The 18,249-nt window shown below is 56.9% G+C and carries 13 protein-coding genes; 4 read left to right on the top strand and 9 right to left on the bottom strand.

Annotated elements, in window-relative coordinates:
- Nucleotides 1-75: 75 nt before the first annotated feature.
- Nucleotides 76-1,980, top strand: coding sequence for an ATP-binding protein (locus AC6CHP_RS10330; protein ID WP_498229633.1), 1,905 nt, complete (start codon nucleotides 76-78; stop codon nucleotides 1,978-1,980).
- A gap of 111 nt (nucleotides 1,981-2,091) precedes the next feature.
- Here AC6CHP_RS10330 and dndE read toward each other — a convergent pair whose 3' ends face one another.
- Genes dndE through dndB form a run of 4 tightly spaced genes read right to left on the bottom strand, consistent with a single transcriptional unit; the run spans nucleotide 2,092 to nucleotide 7,111 of the window.
- Nucleotides 2,092-2,472, bottom strand: a complete 381-nt coding sequence (dndE, locus tag AC6CHP_RS10325; protein WP_498229631.1) for a DNA sulfur modification protein DndE — start codon at nucleotides 2,470-2,472, stop codon at nucleotides 2,092-2,094.
- Complete coding sequence (gene dndD / locus AC6CHP_RS10320; RefSeq protein ID WP_498229629.1) at nucleotides 2,462-4,441, bottom strand: DNA sulfur modification protein DndD; 1,980 nt, start codon at nucleotides 4,439-4,441, stop codon at nucleotides 2,462-2,464. The genes dndE and dndD overlap by 11 nt, the downstream gene beginning before the upstream one ends.
- Complete coding sequence (gene dndC / locus AC6CHP_RS10315; RefSeq protein WP_498229627.1) at nucleotides 4,431-5,981, bottom strand: DNA phosphorothioation system sulfurtransferase DndC; 1,551 nt, start codon at nucleotides 5,979-5,981, stop codon at nucleotides 4,431-4,433. The genes dndD and dndC overlap by 11 nt, the downstream gene beginning before the upstream one ends.
- Nucleotides 5,978-7,111 (bottom strand): DNA sulfur modification protein DndB, encoded by a 1,134-nt coding sequence (gene dndB, locus AC6CHP_RS10310; RefSeq protein WP_498229625.1) that lies wholly within the window; start codon nucleotides 7,109-7,111, stop codon nucleotides 5,978-5,980. Before dndB ends, dndC begins: the two co-directional genes overlap by 4 nt.
- A gap of 84 nt (nucleotides 7,112-7,195) precedes the next feature.
- On the opposite strand from dndB, the gene AC6CHP_RS10305 reads away from it, so the two are divergent.
- Both AC6CHP_RS10305 and AC6CHP_RS10300 read left to right on the top strand, forming a co-directional pair.
- Entirely contained in the window at nucleotides 7,196-8,326 is a 1,131-nt protein-coding gene (locus AC6CHP_RS10305) for an aminotransferase class V-fold PLP-dependent enzyme (RefSeq protein WP_498229623.1), read from the top strand.
- 18 nt (nucleotides 8,327-8,344) lie between these two features.
- Nucleotides 8,345-9,793 (top strand): DNA phosphorothioation-associated putative methyltransferase, encoded by a 1,449-nt coding sequence (locus AC6CHP_RS10300; RefSeq protein WP_498229621.1) that lies wholly within the window; start codon nucleotides 8,345-8,347, stop codon nucleotides 9,791-9,793.
- 46 nt (nucleotides 9,794-9,839) lie between these two features.
- Here AC6CHP_RS10300 and AC6CHP_RS10295 read toward each other — a convergent pair whose 3' ends face one another.
- From AC6CHP_RS10295 to AC6CHP_RS10275, 5 genes are all read right to left on the bottom strand, one after another.
- Nucleotides 9,840-10,313: a DNA phosphorothioation-associated protein 4 gene (locus tag AC6CHP_RS10295; RefSeq protein WP_498229619.1), complete on the bottom strand. Its 474-nt coding sequence runs from the start codon at nucleotides 10,311-10,313 to the stop codon at nucleotides 9,840-9,842.
- Entirely contained in the window at nucleotides 10,310-12,367 is a 2,058-nt protein-coding gene (locus AC6CHP_RS10290) for an AAA family ATPase (protein ID WP_498229617.1), read from the bottom strand. Before AC6CHP_RS10290 ends, AC6CHP_RS10295 begins: the two co-directional genes overlap by 4 nt.
- The gene (locus tag AC6CHP_RS10285; RefSeq protein ID WP_498229615.1) at nucleotides 12,364-12,495 is read right to left on the bottom strand and encodes a hypothetical protein; all 132 of its coding nucleotides are present in this window, start codon (nucleotides 12,493-12,495) and stop codon (nucleotides 12,364-12,366) included. Before AC6CHP_RS10285 ends, AC6CHP_RS10290 begins: the two co-directional genes overlap by 4 nt.
- 70 nt (nucleotides 12,496-12,565) lie before the next feature.
- Complete coding sequence (locus AC6CHP_RS10280) at nucleotides 12,566-14,629, bottom strand: DEAD/DEAH box helicase family protein (protein ID WP_498229613.1); 2,064 nt, start codon at nucleotides 14,627-14,629, stop codon at nucleotides 12,566-12,568.
- A 68-nt stretch (nucleotides 14,630-14,697) separates the two neighbouring features.
- Nucleotides 14,698-16,911, bottom strand: coding sequence for a sigma factor-like helix-turn-helix DNA-binding protein (locus AC6CHP_RS10275; protein WP_498229611.1), 2,214 nt, complete (start codon nucleotides 16,909-16,911; stop codon nucleotides 14,698-14,700).
- Between the two features lie 582 nt (nucleotides 16,912-17,493).
- Between AC6CHP_RS10275 and AC6CHP_RS10270 the strand changes: the two genes are divergently transcribed.
- Nucleotides 17,494-18,117, top strand: coding sequence for a hypothetical protein (locus AC6CHP_RS10270; RefSeq protein WP_498229609.1), 624 nt, complete (start codon nucleotides 17,494-17,496; stop codon nucleotides 18,115-18,117).
- Nucleotides 18,118-18,249: the final 132 nt, after the last annotated feature.

The raw sequence follows: 18,249 nt of genomic DNA, 5'->3' as shown, positions 1-18,249 counted from the left end.
GACGAAGAGTCCGACTAACCGTGCCATGCCAGCTAGGCTTTCGAATGGATCAGTGACAACCACAAGGAGGACGTTATGAGCCCTGAAAATGAATTGCTTGCGGCCTACAGCGCGCAAGCCACGGATGTATCGAAATTTAGGCGTGACGTTGAGGAAATCGTGCGTAGCTACCGGCACAGCTGGGATATTTTCTCGGAGCTGATACAGAACTCGGTAGATGCTGTACGGCGCCAAGCGCCGGCGGGAACGTCAAATTTTGTAGGCACCCTGGACATCAAAGTAGAGACTCAGCTGCAGAAAATAACTGTTTCCGACAATGGGTGTGGTTTGTCGCGTGAAGCGCTGATTGGAGCCTTGGCACCTGGGCGTAGTTTCAAGACTGTCGGGCAAGACTACGGCTATAAGGGGTATGGGCTTACTTTCGTTCTATATGCGTCCTCCTCGTTCTACATCCGGTCAGTACGGGACGGCAAAGCTTCGGCATTGCGCGTCACCGGCGCGATCGACTGGCTGGCGTCCGGTTCTGCCGAAGAGGCAGAACTGCCGCCCGTACAATGGCTCTCCATTGATCAGGAGACAGCTGAAGCAAACGGAACAACGGTTTCGGTGACGTTGAACTGCGGTGCCTATCAATCAAAATTCCGGGCACTTAGTGCCCTTGACCACATGTTCGAGTGGGCGCAAAAGCCCAAGGCCCTTGAATATGTTCTTCGACTGCGTACCGCAGTCGGAAACGCCGCGGGCATATTTAACCGTGTGTCCACGCCCAAAATCAATGTGGCAGCGACAGTAGATACTCATCCACCAACGCAAATACCCTATCTTTACCTGTTGGCAGATGAGTCTGAATACGTCTCAACAAAGTATTACGGCGAAGTAAGTGAATACCTCCAGGCCTACGAGGACGGCTCCCTATCGAGGGAAGCGAAGTATTACCGCGGATTACGGCATACCTACACAAACAGGAGGGTAGGGTCACAAGCACCTATAAATTTCAATGCGGCGGTAATAGTTTGTGGGCGAACCGGTATGAGCAGGCTCGCAAGCGAGTTCGGTGTAACCGCGGAGTTAGAGAATTACAACGAACTTCTTCTCTCTACCGGCGTTCAGCTTGCTCTCGGTGACATGCCCTTGGGAATATCGATTGAAGACTGGCAATCGTACGGTCATGACATGGCAAGATACTTTGTTCTTATTAATGCGGACCTAGGATTGAGTGACCAACTCGACAGTGGAAGAAAAGGCATCAGTCGATATTTTGCGACGGCAATGGTGAAGGATTTGTTGGTGTGTTTCCGGAATAAAGATCTTGGTTCGGGGGAACGCAAGATTAGTCTTCAACGCCTTTCTCAAATGATGACCGAGCCGGATAGTGAGGGAACCGCGAATATCACGCAGCTCGCTGAGCGTGTTGACGAGCGTAGGAGGAGGAATGCGGTACTTGCAGTCGACAGCCTGTTGAAATTTGTGCCAGAAGATGAAAACGAGGTCGTAGTACTCTTTACAGACCTTGTAGCCAGAGGATCCCTGCCAGGTTATGAAGCCGTTGTAGTCAGCCAAGGAACCATGTATGACGCTGCCATGCGGTATGCGCTGCCGCGGGCGCACCCTTTCTTCCATTATTCCGCGCACCCGCTGGGGCTGGGCGACCTTGCCAAGCGGCGAGCGGAGGAATCAGACGAGGACACTTACACCTGGAAAGACACTAAGGGTGCAGACTGGTTCGTTGTCGAATTCAAACCCTATGTACAAGACTTAGTAAGCAACCGTAAACAGCGTCTCGAAGAAATCGATCTACTTATCTGCTGGGACTATGACGAGAATTGGCTGGAGCTGCACGCCGCGTCGATAGATTCAGTTCGAAAGGACGCGAGACTGCTCTATGGCGTTACACATCGACTTAATTATGACGGTAGTACATGTGATGTCATCGTTTTGAAAGCAGTACTGGATAGTCATGGCCCCGTGCCGCAGGCTTGAGCTATCAGTAGCTAGCTCACTGAGGCCGTCGTCTTATTCGGCGAGAACTGACTGAATCGGGGATGTGGGCGGCCAAGACAGCTCACATCCCCGTCAGACAGGCACTTGCAGCTAGGTTTCGTTCAAATTAATTCTTAGAGAACCACTGAAAAGATCCTCGATGTTGCGTATTTCTTGGGACAACAACATGCTCAGCCCCCTATGTATGTGGGCTGAAAGAGCGGCATCGTAGCTCTCAAATCCGTCTTTCAACGTCCGGACCTGAATCAGCGACCTGTAGATTTCCTCATATACACCACCGAATGTTTTCCAGGACATTTCGATATTGGAATCAGTGACAATGGGGGAGCGGGAAGGGGCAGTTTCATCTCTCAGAGAAACACAAAACGCCCATCTGCAAAGCACATTCCAATTTTGTATGCCGGTATGGCGCTTGAGTCGAATAAGCTGATCGCGCCCCGACTGTGATATACGTACGGAATCAAGCGACATCAGATTCCTCCAGGTCCCACCAGTAGCCATCCTCAACAGTCGTTGAACCAGTGCTGGCATTGTTAGAAAGGACGTAGCTCCGGCTTATCGATCCGGACATTCGTCGCATCAAGTGTTCATCAATTTCTTGGTCAGTACTCAGTAGGAGCACTTGGTTGCCAGCAACAGGGAAGTAGCGGTCTACGAGGTTTGTTCGATGCTGGCTGTCGAGCCGGCCCAATGGGGTGTCGATGACCGTGGGCAGCCTGTGGCCTGCGACTCGTGCGAGTCCCCATAGGAGGGCGACAGCTAAGAGCTGACGTTCTCCTGCGCTCAACCGGCTAGATGACATCTCCTCGCCGTCAAAATCAAACAGCACGATTCGGCCACTGGTCGGGTCGATTTTCAGATCTCGTACCAGAGAATCCTTCCGCATGAGCCGCCGTAGACTGTCGAGAGTTGCAACCTCGATCCTGCCCAGGTGCCGCTCCGTCAGGCGTTCAGCAAGGACTACAAGCGTTTGCCTGACGCGCTCCGAATGCTCTAGGACGCGCCTTACGTCGTCGGTTTGCACATTGAGCTCAATTCTTTCCGCCTCGGCAATAGCCAGGCGTGAATCCAAGGAGTCGAGAGCGGCGACGCCCCGTGCATGCTCATCCTGTAGAAAATGCATCTTCGCCTGACTCTTCAGGAGTTCCTCCCGACATGCGTTCACGTCATGAATGCGGGTGGCCATAGTTGCGTCATCAGGGACGCCAGCTAGTTGACCATCTACCTCGTCGAGTTCGCGTTTCAGTCTATCGAGGGCAGCCAGGCGCTCATCGTTTACAGGTCCCGCCTCTAGAAGCCTAGTTTCAAGAGAGGCCAACTGCGCGCGTCCGGAACTAGAGAGCTCTGTGAGTGGAAGGGCATCGGCTTCAACTTGCCGGCTACGGCGGTCGGAGTCGAGGGCCGCCTTGAGAAGTTCCTTGATGTCGGCTGGCATCTTTGAAACGATTTCTCTATCTCGAGTTTCAAGGATGCGAGAGACGCGGGCGGCTAAACGTTGGTCGTCGTCTCTTTCCACCTGCGCCGACAAGTCTCGCAGCTGATGCAACAAGTGGACGAGGGGATAGCTGCCCGCAGCGGTTTCCAGAAGAAGTTGGCGTGCTTGGACTATTTCGCGTTGAAGTCTTTCTTTAGTATCGCCCAGTTCCTTCCTGCGCAGAAACAGCTCGCCGCCATCTGCTTCAAACTTCTGCTCGGCTGCGGCAAGCAGTTTCTGGGCGCTACGTACGTCATTGGATGCGGCGGCGAGGGCTTGGGCGAGGCGGTCTAACTCGGCGCGTCCTACTTCTCGTTCGGTCTCGATCCTTCGCAACGCCGCTTCTGACTCGAGGTTAGAACCGAGAGTGGGTTGGCGTCGCTGCAGGACCTTTAAATCGGCCCGCAGCTGTTTTATTGTGCCGATGCCCAGAAGCGAATCGATCGCAGACCGAACCACAGTCGCAGCGGTGTCAGGATCGGCAAGAGATTCAATTTTCTCGCCGTCGAAAAGAAAGAGGCTTGCTATTTCCAGCGGAAGGATTTCTTCAACATGTTCAGCCCAACTCTCCGACAGCGAGCGGTTGTACTTCCCATCCAGGAATACATTTACGGATTCATCAAGCGACGAGTTGCGAACCCGCCATGACCGTTCGACCCGATACTCCTTTTCAAATCCTTCATGGTCAATCCTGAAAGTAAGGGAGATTTTCGAACCCTGCGATGCTGGGACACCGCGACTGATGCTTTGACGCAAAAATGTATCCCAAGCAAGGTTGCCTCGGTTGGAAAGTCGCGCACGGCGTCCGTAAAGTGCCAGGTGGAGACTGTCAAGCAACGTTGTCTTTCCGCAGCCGTTCATACCCCCAATGAGAATAACGGGCCTAGACTTCTCAGTTCGTAGGTCAAGGGTTTGTCGCCCGCGATACACGCCGACGTTCTCGATGCTGAGTTCACTAAAAAACATGATCTAACCTTGCCTCGCTTTCTGAGGATTCAGCTGGGTGCTCCACGGAAAGCGCGGCGGATGAGCCGTCATCCGTCGTGATCGTAAGTCTGCCCCTACGAATGTCCTTGGCGTGTCTGAGGGCGCGGGCCCTGTCTGTGGCATCTTCCTCACCCTCGTAGAAAGCGCGACGAACGGACTTCTCGAGCTGGTCGTACAACCCCGCTCGTCGGGCCATTGTGCGGTGGCTCCGCTCAACTGCAACGAGCGAACGAGTCATCTCAAAGTGCAGCCTGTCGTCTCCACAGATTTCCTTCAGAATCTCGACGTCGTCACTTGCGAGAACCATATTTTCTTCGAGAGGTCTGCCTGGGAACTCCCGGCCGGTGACTTCCTGGTAGATCCGCGGCAATGAGTCTTCGATCTCGTGTTTCTCGAAGACCCAAATCCGTCGGATTTCGTGGAGCTCGGGAATAGTTATGAGCTCAATGTCCACTGTCGAGTCGGGGCCATGAGTGCGCACCCACTCCTGAGCCTGCAGTAGTTTACGAAGCCAGTTCTCTCTAGCGTCCTGCGTGTATGGGCCAGGCACGGTTGCATCGTGGAATGGCGTCACGTTGCCAGCCATCCGCCGGAAGTCGCGCAGGGGCCGGTCATCGACAACATCCAGTTCGTTGCGGAGCTCGAGGAGAGGAAGCATCCATTCTTTTTCTTCATCGTTCTGGATCATTGCCGTCATCGACTTGTCCTTCTCGACGAGAGTGCATGTCCAGCATCCAAACCGCGAGTCCCCGCAGCTGGGCGTGGAGGAGTCGACGACCAAAGGACATTCACCGTCGGCACTGGCCCCCTGGTACATGGTGAGCAAGTCCTTGTTTGGGTAGCCCCACTGGTTAGCCACCTGCATCAAAAAGAGCCACACGTCGTCGTTCGACCAGTCCTCAACAGGGCTGTAGACGAGGCTGCCGGGCAGACTCCCGTTGGGGGAGAGGCGATCTCTCATCCGGCCCTTTTCGTGTTTCATCATGGATGCTGCACGGGCTGAGCTCTCGGCTTTTCTCGTGCCCAGGACGAGAATGGCCTCGCCATATTGCTTGATCTGACTCTTGATGAATTTGTTAGACGGCTTGATCTTGAGTCTGTCCGTGCACCAGCGGAATTTAGGCCGTGGAGCTGGGTAGCCCTTTCCCGCAAGGTTCACCCAAAAGGTGTCCTTGATCTCTGGGGTTAGTCGGTGGGGCTGGACAGGAATTCCCTGTTCTTGAGCTGCCCGCTCCATTGTTGTAAGCGACGAAGTTACCCACGATGCCACGATTGGATTTTCTACCAGGGTATCGGTGCTGATGACATGGACGGTCTTGGAGCGCTTTTCGATGGGCAATCCCTTTAGGGCGAGCCAAACAAGCTGGAGGACGGCCGTCGAGTCCTTGCCTCCGGAGTAGCCAACCACCCACGGTGTGTTGTCTTCCTGGTAGAGATTCTGAATTTCCGCCACCAAGTGATCCACCGCGGTGTTGAGCGTGCGGCCTCCAAACGGAAGGCTAACGCTGACCTTGCTCATCGAGCTCCTTCTAGATAGTTGTCTTCGGCTCGTTGCTCGTCTGGAGTCAGTGCGATGCCTAATTCGGTCTTAATGAGGTTGGTCGTCAGAATGACGTTGTTCGTTGATTTCGAGACCCGGCCGCCGATCATGGCACGGCCTTCCCACATTCTCGAGTTTGATCGGCGCCAATCGATACCATCTAGCTTTTGGAGTGAGGGGACCCAGTCGTCCTTCTCCCTGCTCTGTTTAAGGAGAACATTCCCAACTTTTCCTAAGGCATGAAGCACAATGCCATGACTATGAAGGTACTCGGTTCGTATTTCGCCAGCTGACACTGATCTATCGCTGACTTGTTGCCATTCTGGAAAATGCCGGGCCACTTCTTCCCAGTACGTCCTGGCCAATGCAGCCGCCGTGTCGATGGAGTCGACCTCCACCCCTGCGAAGAGGCTGAGGGTGGCGTTGTAGAGCGCCGAAAGTGTAAAGAGTTTTCCTGAACGAGGCGAAAGATTGCTTTTTTCCGTTTCGACGACACCGCGAAAAAATGCCGATTTCAAAACCACGAGGCGAACGACCGCAGATTCATCGTCGCGGTGGTCGTAAAGGACCCCGATGCTTTTGGCAGGCCTGATCGCATGCCTGTTCAAGTCCGCGAACATCTGCTGAGACCGGCTCAGGCCTTCATCTCCAAAGATTACGATCGGTATCGTCTCTTCCATAAGGGTCGGATCAATGGCCATTGCATCCTCTATTGCGGCACGCCGGTGTTGTCCGTCGTTGATGAGGAAACGGGCGTCCATTGCAATGCTGAGCACCCCCAGACGGTTTGTGTGACCGGCGTCGTCCTGGACCGCTTCGAATGCCATTTCTCCATCAATGCTGGCTGTCAGCGCGCTGAACACATAGTCATGCCTGTTGTCTACGATGTACTTCGTGAGTCCGGGCACTCTATTCCTGTTGAGCGCACGCTGAGCTCTAAGTTCTGCGGGTACTGGCTCCTCGTCGAAGAGGAAGAGCTTCGGTAAGTGTCGGAGCGGACACATGATGACGTAAAACTCCCTACCCGCCTGGATACCCCTCATCGCAGGGAAGGAAATGCTGAAGCCACCGCCTGTACGGGCTGAGGACGAACGCCTTGAGGAAGCCATGACCCGAGTCTAGTACGTCACCGAGATAACATACAACAACCCAAAATTTAACGTACAAAGCGTTATTGCGGGTAGAATCCAAACATGACAGCTTACCTGGATTATGCCGCGACCACACCTGTGTCGTCTCGAGTGGAAGCGGTTGTGAGCCATTTCATGCGCGAAGAATTTGGTAACGCTGGTTCAAGGACCCACACGTGGGGAAACGTTGCGAAGAAGGCCGTAGCAGATGCCCGGTCCTACATCGCCCAGTCGATAGGCGCGGGGCCCGATGAACTCATCTTTACTTCCGGCGCTACAGAATCAAACAACATAGCTCTCCTAGGGTTGGCGGCTCACGGTCACTCCACGGGACGAACTCACATTGTCTCGTCCGCAACCGAGCACAAGGCTGTATTGGAACCTCTGCAACACTTGGCTAGGAACGGGTTTGAGGTTGAATTCCTCACGCCTCAGCCTGATGGACGCCATCTGGCTGACGACGTTATGGCGGCTGTACGAGAAGATACCCTTGTCGTGTCACTCATGCATGTCAACAACGAAACGGGCGTAGTGCAGCCCGTGTATGAGCTCGCGAAACGATTGAAGGGTACGTCCACGTTCTTCCATGTCGATGCTGCACAAAGCTTCGGAAAAGTGCGACACAACGAGCTGGCGTCCGCCATAGACATGATCAGCTTTAGCGGCCACAAGATCGGTGGGCCTAAGGGCGTTGGCGGTCTCGTGATCCGCAGACGTGGCTGGGCCTCCGTCCCGCTGCAACCGCTCATGTTTGGGGGAGGGCAGGAACGCAAGCTCAGACCAGGCACTCTCCCGGTGCCACTCATAATGGGACTCGCCGAGGCGCTCAAGGAACGCCTCGAAGATGCCGAGGAATGGACTCGTGAGACGCTCCTGTTCCGTGAGCGGCTTACGACCCTGGTCGGCGAACTTAGTGGAGCCGTCAATGGAGCTTCTGAACCTACAGCTCCCCATATATTGAATGTATCGTTTCCCGGAGTGGATAGTGAGGCCTTGGTGTTGACGCTCCAAGATCTCATCGGCATCTCAACCGGTTCCGCCTGCACGAGCGCTAGTTATGCTCCGAGTCATGTTCTTGAAGCCATGTCTATCGGTAGGGAGCAGATCGATGGTTCGATCCGTTTTTCCTGGTGGGGAAATCCCGCTGTTGATCTACATGATCTGCGGAAACGGATCAGGGCCCTCCAGTCCTAGCGACCGAAACAACTCATCATGACGCCGTCAGTCGATCGTGCCCGCACCGCCATGACGAGAGTCAATTTGTCGCGACCGATGGCTGCAGTAATCGGGGACGGCATACTAAGGGACGACGGAACTGTATTCGATTTCGGATGTGGGCGGGGCTATGACGTCCGGACGCTTCGGGCACTTGGTTATACCGCAGAAGGATGGGACCCGCATTTCCGGCCGAATGTACCTCTAAGAGCTGCTGACGTGGTGAATTTGGGGTACGTGGTCAACGTCATCGAGGATCCTGCCGAGCGAGCCAGCACCTTGCGTCGAGCTTGGAACCTTGCAACAAGAGTCCTTGTCGTCTCGGGTCGCTTGATATGGGAGGCCCGCGACCTGGTGGGGAAACGTTTTGGTGATGGAATCCTGACCAAGATAGGTACGTTCCAAAAGTTCTTTGAGCAGGCGGAGCTTGCTAATTGGATTGCTTCGACTCTCGAAGTCCGTCCGCTGGCCGCAGCTCCCGGGATTTTCTATGTCTTCCGGGATTCGGCGGCGGAACAAGACTTTCTAAGTAAGAGGGTCTACAGCTACCGTCCCAGAATCCAGGTAGATCCTCGGACGACGTATGAGCAACATGCTGATGATCTGGCCCCATTGTTGGCCTTCATCACCGCCCATGCGCGTCCGCCCCGACTAGGTGAGCTCCCGCAAGCGGACGCGGACCAAATTTGTGTTGCTATGGGCTCCCTTCGGGCTGCTTCCAGCCTGATTCTGCAGATAATTGCGGAGGCTCAATGGGAGGAATTAGTCAAACGGCGGCGGGAAGAGCTACTCATCTACGTAGCGCTCTCTCGGTTCACTTCCAGGCCCAAGTTCATGGAGCTGGGACGCGAGCTAGCAGGAGATCTCCGTGCTTTGTTCGGATCATACCGTCAGGCGTGTCTACAAGCGGACAAGCTGCTTTTGGCGGCGGGAAACCCGGTAACCGTGTACCTAGCTGCGCGCGGGTCGAGCGTTGGAAAGCAGACGCCGACTGCACTGTATGTTCACGCCTCGGCACTGGGCGAGTTGCCAGCGGTACTGCAAGTCTACGAAGCATGCGCGAGGATTCTTTCTGGAAATGTAGCGACAGCCAACGTTCTCAAGCTGTCAGTGGTCGAGCCCCAAGTGTCTTACCTCTCATACCCGTGCTTCGATAGGGACGCCCACCCCGTTCTCGAAACAGCAGTAACTGTGAACCTGCGCAGTCTGAGCGTTAATTTCCGCGACTATAAGAGGTCGGATAACCCGCCGCTGCTGCACCGAAAAGAGGAGTTCCTCGGATCGGGAGATCACCGGCGAAAGCTCTACAGCCGCCTCACCCGTTCAGAAATTCGCGCAGGACTCTACGACCACCCTGAGCAAATCGGACATCTGAAGGGGTGGGCGGCAACCCTGAGCAAGGCTGATGTGAGGTTAGCCGGACACCGTCTCGTCAGATTGCGCTAGTCGGAACCACGTAAGGCGACCTTTTCCACCCTCGGCCCAAACCCGGCTATCCCCAAGTTACCCCGCTTAACAGCTCGTCGACCGACACCGGTTTGGCACCACTGTCGTCCGCGAACGCCTCAATTACGAGGTCGATAACCACGAGAGCGGCCGGCTGGTGTCGAACATTGACCTGCTCCTGGATATACTCCAACCCACCGTTTGCGTACTCCTCGAAGATCTTGAAACGCTCGTCCATCCGCGAGTCGTCCATGATTTCCGGATCGTCGGTCACCACGTTGGCAGCGATCATGTTGATGAGCGTGTCGCTGAATCCCGGCGCCATAAGTACTTCGCTGCGGATGGGATCTCCTGATGCAGCGGTAAACGGTACCCTCCGTTCTTGACGGAAGCCGACGGCAGCCGCGAAGAGAAGAATGTCGCGGTATGTTGGGAACTTGCCTTCAGTCTGAAGTTCAAGCATGAGAGCCTCGTGCTGTTGCGGCCGGCGGGCCCGGACTTCACTGGGTAAGGTCGTCACTTGATCACCTTTAGCTCGGAGTGGTCGGAATCGGCCGACCGTATATAGGGATACGACATGCCCTCAAGCTCGATGTCATCGGACACGCTGCCTGCCGCCGTGGTGTGCGTCTCTATGACACCAAGATGACTGACATAGGGTAGAAGCTCAGTGACGACCTTACCGAGGCCTTGGCTCTTGCTGACTAGGACGACGAGCTGCGGTGCCATCCTCGCAAGCGCCCGAGAAACCGCCTCCTGATAGTCCTGATCCAGTGATCCGAAGGCCGCATCCATAACAATCGGGAAGGTCCCTGCGTCCTCGGCCGCTGTTCCCTCTGCCCGGCGTTCCTTTCGAATCTCACGCGCGAGCTTCGAGACAGCGGCGACAAAACTCAGGCTCAAGATTTGGTTCTCACCCGTCGACTTCGGCACGGGCAGTTCGACACCGTTGACATTCTTGTGGAGCGTCAGCTCGAAGCCCTCGCTGAGCGTTGGGATATGTGCCTGGTGGGTGATGGTTGCAAACACGGACTTGAGCTCTGCATCGAGACGGAGTCGCATGTCCTCCTCGCGGATCGCAAGGATTTCCTCGAGTGCCCGCTTGACGGACTGCACGAGGTCGGAACGGGAGCGCGCCTTGCTCGCTAACTCGTCTGTGACCTGGGCGCGCGACCGTTCCTTGGTCTTTTGATCGATCTCCTTGCCCAGGCGGGCAAATTCAGTCTCTACGGCACCTTTGCGCTGGTTTTTGATAGCGATACGGCCCTCAAGGTCCATGCGCTTTGTCTCCAGGGCTTGGACATCTTCCTGCCGACTGTCCTTCAGCTTGCCGTCAAGTTCGGATTTTCGCGCTTCGAGTCGCGCGACGCGGTCCCGCTCAATCTCGATGCGGTTAATCAGGTTGGCGAGGCCGTCGCGCAAGCCTTCCCGCGCGTCGGCAAGCGGGGCGATCTGGCCACTGACACGCTGCCATGCGGTCTCAACCGCCTGGAGGCCAGCCCGTTGACGCCACTCCTTCACGTGATTCCACGACTCTGAGTGTTCGGCGAGCGGCGTACCACAGATACAGGCGCCGTCATTGAGCAGCTTATCCACGAACTCGCGCTTCAGGGGTGCCGGCAGGGCGCCCTTCTGATATAGGCTATCCGCCATTGCCTTGGTCTGCAGTCCTAGGGTGTCGGTAAATGCTTGAAACCCTCGCGTCGCCACCAGGGTGGCACGCTCGACCAGTGCGGCTTCGCGTGCGGCTCGGGCATCGGTTAACTCACTGGTGACCGCATCGCGCTCTGCCTGGATGGGTGCCGCTTCCGCATGCTGGCGAAGCAGATCAGTAGTGCGATCGCGCTCCTCATCGAGAGTGGCGAGGTCACCCTCGATGAGTTTGAGCTCGTCCTTAGCCTTCGTCTGCTGATCGGTTAGTTTGTCGATGGCATCTTGGATGGCGCTCGCAGTATCGCCACCGTGCTTCTTGAGCTCGTCGGTAAGCCGCCGGTTCACCTTAGGGAGATGGGCGATGGCACGCTCGACCTGTTCAAGGTCGAGCAACACCTTGATGTCCTTCTGGACTTCCGCATAAGCGCCCTTCTTTACGAGGTTCTCTATGCGCTCACCGTTGAAGAAGAAGAATCTGCTCACCCCGACTGGCAGGATACTAAGGATGGTTTCCTGCGGCGCCTGGCTAGCTTCGGAGGACCCATCAGCTCGAGTTGTCCACAACCGAAGTTCCGTAGTGATCGGTCCTTGATTGTCGGATTCCTTGCGAAGAGTTGCTCTGCGCACGAGACGGTGATCCTGGCCATCATGGTCGAACCACACCTCGACGGCGACGTCTACTGAGTCACCGATTGCCAGCGATCGCCACACGCTGTCCGTAACGATGCGGTCCTGCTGCTCGACGTCATCGGACATATTCCCGTACAGCCCCCAAGTGAAGGCGTTCAACAAAGTTGTCTTGCCGGCACCATTGGCACCGAACAGCAGCGTAACCGGCTTGATAGCGTCCGAGGCTAATGGGAAGGATTGGGTGCCTTTGAACTGACGAAAATTCGTCAGGGTAATCGATTGCAGTTTCACGTAATGATCTCCTTTACTGCGGCCAGCAAATCATCGGTTGCGTCGTAGGCCGTGAGGTGGAGCTTCGCGCGCTCGATCTCCAGGACGCGCTTGAGAAGGGCCCGCTGCTCATTACTCAGTTCTTCCAAAACTTGTTTTTCGGTACGTCCCTGACTCACTGTGACTCTCCCTTATTGCGGTTCTCGTTCATCGCCCCTCCTACATATCCATGAGCTGGTAACGCTCCTTGAGCGGTCGCAGCACCTGCAGTGTCGCTTCGTAGTTTTCGGACAACTTGCCGAACTCGTTGGCCCGCTCGAGCTCTCGGACGAGCAGCGCCCGTTCGACGTTATAGTTGATGCTCGTGCCCGCGGGCGGAACCGCGAGGTAGTCGAGAATCACGGCGCGCTCCTTGCCCTCGGCCAATCGCAGTAAGCGACCTCGGCGCTGGATGAACTGCCGAGGATTGCTGCTGCTGGCAAGGAGGTAGCCGATGCGGGCATCTGGAATGTCAACCCCTTCATCGAGACAGCGCATCGCGACGAGCGCTCGGAGGTCATCGCCCGCACCGAAGCGGCGGAGTAATACGCCGCGCTCCGGTCGCGGCGTCTCGGAGACATAGGAGTGTGCAGACAGGTGCAGCTGATTCCCAACGAGATTCATCACTTCGTCGATCTGCTTCGGACCGGGTGGCTGGCCAGATTCCGCTGGCCGTCGCCCTTCCGCGCAATATATGAGCTGGAACCAGGCGTCGCGCCTTGCGTCAAGGTCAGCGCGAATCGCATTTAGCTTTCCCTCTGCATGGCCTAGCACCCCCGCACGTTGACGCAACAAAAAGCCGAGCGCGGAATCCGGGTCGGCGTCCTTGAGATTATCGCCAGCGCCGATCCGTGTCGCGATCTGCGCCGACAATTCCACGTAGAGGCTCGTTTCGATATCGTTGAGCTCGACCAGACGAGGCAGATATTCGTAGCGCGTCAGTGCACCCATCTCAATGGCCTTGCCGAGCCCCAACTCGAAAACAATCGGACCAAAGTAATCGATCAGGGAATCCGTGCCTTCGTCATCGAACCAACGTTCAGGTGTCGCCGAGAGCGCGAGTCTATAGGTCGCCTTGGGAGGAAGCGACGAGCGGTACGTGGACGACCCCAGGTTGTGCGCCTCGTCCGCGACGATCAGGAGGGGTTGTGTGATGCGCGACAATACAGACTGGAACTTCTCACCCGCGAACGATGCGTTCGTGGCGACGAGGGCTACAACTGGACGCTGTCCCATACGTGCCGCAGCTAGCTGCTCCTCGACTATCGGCAGCCACTTTTGGCTGGACTCGTAGACAGCGATGGGTTTAACGCCGAAGGCTTCGACCTCGATCATCCATTGATCGACGAGGTGAGTCAGCGGCGCTACAATGAGCAGCACCAATGGCTGTTCACGTTGACGGAGCGCGTTCGCGAGTTGTGTAGCGCCGATCATTGCGGTCTTGGTCTTGCCCGTCCCCGTTGCCATCTTGAGGATCCCGCGGCCCTGGCGGCTGAGCCAGCGCGTGACTGCCTCACGCTGGTAGTCACGAACGGTAATCGAACCCGGGATCGCTAGCCGGGAGGCTTCGCTTACCTTTGTAGGCTCTGGTGTCAATGCGTTGTCCGTGCCCGGGAGAGCGCTGCTCGGTCGCTCATTCCCGAGCATAATGAGGCGGTCGCGAGCGACGTCGGAAATGCGCTCCACGGAGAGGTGCGGCGTCTGGTTCGACCACAAGGACTGGAAGTCGGCTTCGAGGCGGAGCGCTCGGGTGCCGTCGCCGGCAACCCAACCGCGATACACCTCGACCGACTCAAAGTTGGCCATGAGGCCGCCATAGGTCTCATTGCTACTACCGGTGAACCCGATGAGGTCACCTAGCTCGTCTCGGAAGATTCCTATTTTCTCGTGGTAGATCCCAACACGGCCTTCCTGCTGTACAAAAGCGAGTTTGATGTCCAGACGCCCTTCGGCGATCAACCGTCCGAGAAGCCCGAGCCCATCGAGAATAGTGTCAGGCTGGTCCTGTTCGAGTTCTCGTAATGTGGCTCGCTCAAGCACGGCCCGCAAGTCGTACCCGCGTTGGATGTCTACAAGATCATCTTCGTTTAGGTGCGGCGAGGCGATGAGCCGCATGGAGCCTCCACGCTGTGCGAAGGCCTCGATGCCGCGGGCGTAGAGCGCAAGGCTGGTCGAGGTGAAGTATCCGACAGCCCGGCTGTAGCTCGACGCCACGGTGAACGAGGGTACGAAGAATGTCTGCACAACATCTTCGTGGTCGCTGCGGTAGCGGTCATTGAGAAGGAGCGACCGGAGGCCCCTGGGCGCACTGGTCACAACAGTCCAAGAATCTCATCGACGTCCGCGCTGTGCCTGGACTCGGTCGGAGTGTACCCGCTCTCCAGATACTCGCGGATGGATAGCAAGAGTTCGGCGACGTCGTTGTCTCCGCGCTCACGGTAGCCGCCTATGAGGCTGGAGACGGGGGAGTCTGCGGGCAATGTGAGAGCTCGGGCAAGGGCAGCACGTGCTTCTTTACGGTCGAGGGTTGGTGGCGCGCCAACGAGCGAGAGCGCGTCCGCGAGTGGATCTGCTATCAACTGCCGAGTTTGCTCGAAGGTGAAGCTGCCATCGTCGTGGATCACGAGGAACACTTCGCTGTCGGCTGCAACGTCCTTCTCCATTAAGAACCGCCGAATGGTGCCGAAGGAGGGTTGCAGGCCAGTCCATGCCACCGCTTGCGGCCCGAGGGGGGAGTCGAGTTGCCGCGTCTCTCCAGCACTCAGGTTCAGGATAGTTGCAATGGCCTGCGGCGCGACTGAGCCGCTACCTCGTAGATGATCAGTTGAGATTCGAACTCGGTATGCCCAGGCGCTGGGGCGGCGGAACAGTCGTCGAGTCCGCTCGGGCGCTCGTCGTGCTCCTTGCTCGACGGTGGCAAGCTGGACGACTCCTCCGGCGGTCACAAAGGGGGCAGCTGCCGCGTACGCAGCAACGCTGCTGCCACTCACGCTGTACCTGGCTGTGATGTATTCAATTACGTCAGCGAGCTTGGCGCGCCCACCTCCCTGAGCGACCAGCTCACGGATGATCGATCGGATCCCTGAGTAGGCGTCCATGCCCCACTCCTTGAGGGCCCACCGGTCCCGGTCGACACGTTCGAAGCGATCATCGCTGGCAAGGGCATTGCTCAGGGAGCGTGCGCTCCGGTCGAACACAAATCGATCGACGATCTGCTGGGCGCCAAGCGGTGATCCCTCGATTGAAAGCAGCGCGGCTGCGTAGTCACCGACCGACTGCGTGCGGGAGAGAACGAATTCACGCTCGACTGTGTAGCCGCAGTGGGTAATCCACGAGGCGGTCAGCTCCGCCAATTGTTCGGGGTGGCTGGACTGGATGAGGTTAAACTCATCGAGCCGAACAACCCCATATTGGTTAGCCCGCTCCTGGAGCAAGGTCTGCGTGATGGCCTCCGCTGCAGTCATCGTCGGCGCGACGCACCAGCCGTCCCTAATCTCATAGGCCTCATCTAGGCGATCGAGGACCCGCCACGCAGGTTGGCTGACAGTCTCAACAATTCTTCCCAACGCGGGGATGAGTTCGAGGAGTTCGTTTAGCGGTCGAATTGTGCCGATCAGGGCGTGTGCGTATGCAGCAGCGGCGGCCAGTTCGCCTCCCTCACTGATGAAGGCAAGCATCGTGCCGCGTGCCTTGGCTTCAATCTGACGGATACGCTCACGGGTGACTTGATGCTCGCGCGCCAGTCGGTCTAGAGTCGCAGGCTCGTCGGCGAAGAGACGTCGAGCCAGAATCCGAGCTGCGCGACCGTCGAGCATGCGCAGAGCATCGTCGAAGCGCCTGGCGATATCTAGTTCGAGCCCGCCCTCAGTAAGTATTTGGTCAGCGGACAGGCTTTCCAGCCGCTTGCGCGCCTTCACCACTTCATCCGGGGTGCCGGGCGGTAGGGAGTTACTGAAGACCGCTTGATCGGGCAACCCAACGGTCGCGAACCATGATGCGACCTGGGTCAGATCGTCGTTGAGCGCCCATATCCAATCAGGCAGACGAAGCTTGTTGTTGGGGAGGACTACCGCGGCCTCGAACCTCTGGTTATCCGCCGGCGCCGTCGCCGAGGGTGTCGCAAAAGATGTGGTCAGGTCTGCCAGCGTCTGCAGGATGACGTCGACCGTGCCGACACCCACTTGGCGCCAGCTCATCACGTCGTCGACGCTTAGCACCATTAGGTCGCCTGATCGCCCGCACTCGAAGCGGGTCAACGCATTGATCGCACGTACTGGCAGGTTTTGTCGCAGCAAGTCAATGTCAGGGGGAAGCCCGGGAAAGATCGATCCGATCGTCCAGTGCGACAGACGTTGCATCGCCAGATCGGCGATCTGCACGAGGTAGTCTCGCCTATCGGCCTGGCCGGTATCATTGATTGCCCGATTGCACCATAGGGAGTCAACGAGCCCAGCTGCGCTGGACAGCCAAGGAAAGGCCTCGCCCCACGTACGCGGTTGTAGGTCGTCGAAATCGATCTCAGTCACCAGTCCTCCCCCTTAACGAATGTCTGTCCTCCATGGAGCGATCGGATCTGACACGACACTTGCCTATCAGGACTGGTGCAATGAGGTTAGACAGCCGGAGCCTGGCCGTGAGGGCCATGCTTTTGTTTATGATCGTCACGAACCGGATTCGAGTCAAATGGTCGAGCCAAATTGTCCGGTTCCTGGACTCGGTGAGTCCAACATGACGCTCGGCGAGGGAACTCGGCGTGTCGACACCCAGTGAAACGGCCTTGAATTCTGCGACTCTTGTGGTGCCCTCGGCAGCTCTTGAGCGGTCCTGTCCTACCGCCAGCGCACTGTGAGTACACCTTCAGCGGTGCCGAGCCGCTAAGCTCACGATGTCTTTATGAGCGAGGAGTCTAATGGGGGGCGGAGAGCCGCATGGTTGACGATGGCGTGCAGTACGAGTTCAAGGAAGTGCGTGCGATACGCGGCACTGAAGGTAGGACCACAAGGAAGTGGCAGGATTCCGGCTGGGAACTTGTTACCCAAGAGCCGGGGCCGCTGTTGCAGTCGAAGTAAACTTTCCGCCGCCCGAAGCCGAAGGTGCAGTGGCGCCTAATGGCGGTGTTGGGCGGTACCGTCCTTCTCCTGGCCATCGTGGGCAGCGTTGTCGGCGCGTTTCAGGGAGGCGGCGATGCGCCCGAGGCAACCTCACCATCGACCGAGGTCGCAGTCGCGCAGAGCCAAAAGCCCTCCGAAGAACCGGTCACGGAACCGAAAGAGTCTGAGCCCGAAGTAGAAAAATATGCATATCAAGGACCGCAATACGAGATCGTCGCTGTAGATAGAAACCAAGGCCCAGCCAAACTGAACCAATACTGGGTCTACACGAGCAAGTTCGATTATTCGACGGATGAGTACAAAGACCAGATCAAAATGATCATCGCGGATATCGCCTATTCCGAGGGCACAGACAAATTCCTCGTGGAGATTGTCACAGACAAAGAAATAGCTCAAGCCGAGTCGCCGTCCATGTACCAAAATTTCATCGAGGAGCATGGGATGGACTACGCCATACATACCATTCCCCAAAAAGAAAAGACCGACTGGGTCGCATCCTATACAGGTGGGTTCGACCCCGACACGGGGGAAGCAAGCGGTTCCGCTAACGCCTATGAGGTTATTTGGTTCATCGCTGCCGGCGCTGAGATCGAGAAGTGGAAACCTGAAATCGCGGTTTGATATCCCCTTGCTCCGGTTTCAACGGAAGCGAGGCGACTCAGCCATAACTAGTAGGTGTGAGAGTTGGGTTACGAAGTTGGGGCAGGACAAGGAGTTGGCCGCAGCCGGGCGGATCCTTTTCCGGGCGAGCCG

This window comes from Pseudarthrobacter sp. GQ63 (assembly GCF_059758765.1).
Note: the sequence above shows the minus strand (reverse complement) of the source record. Positions and strands in the feature narration are given on the sequence as shown.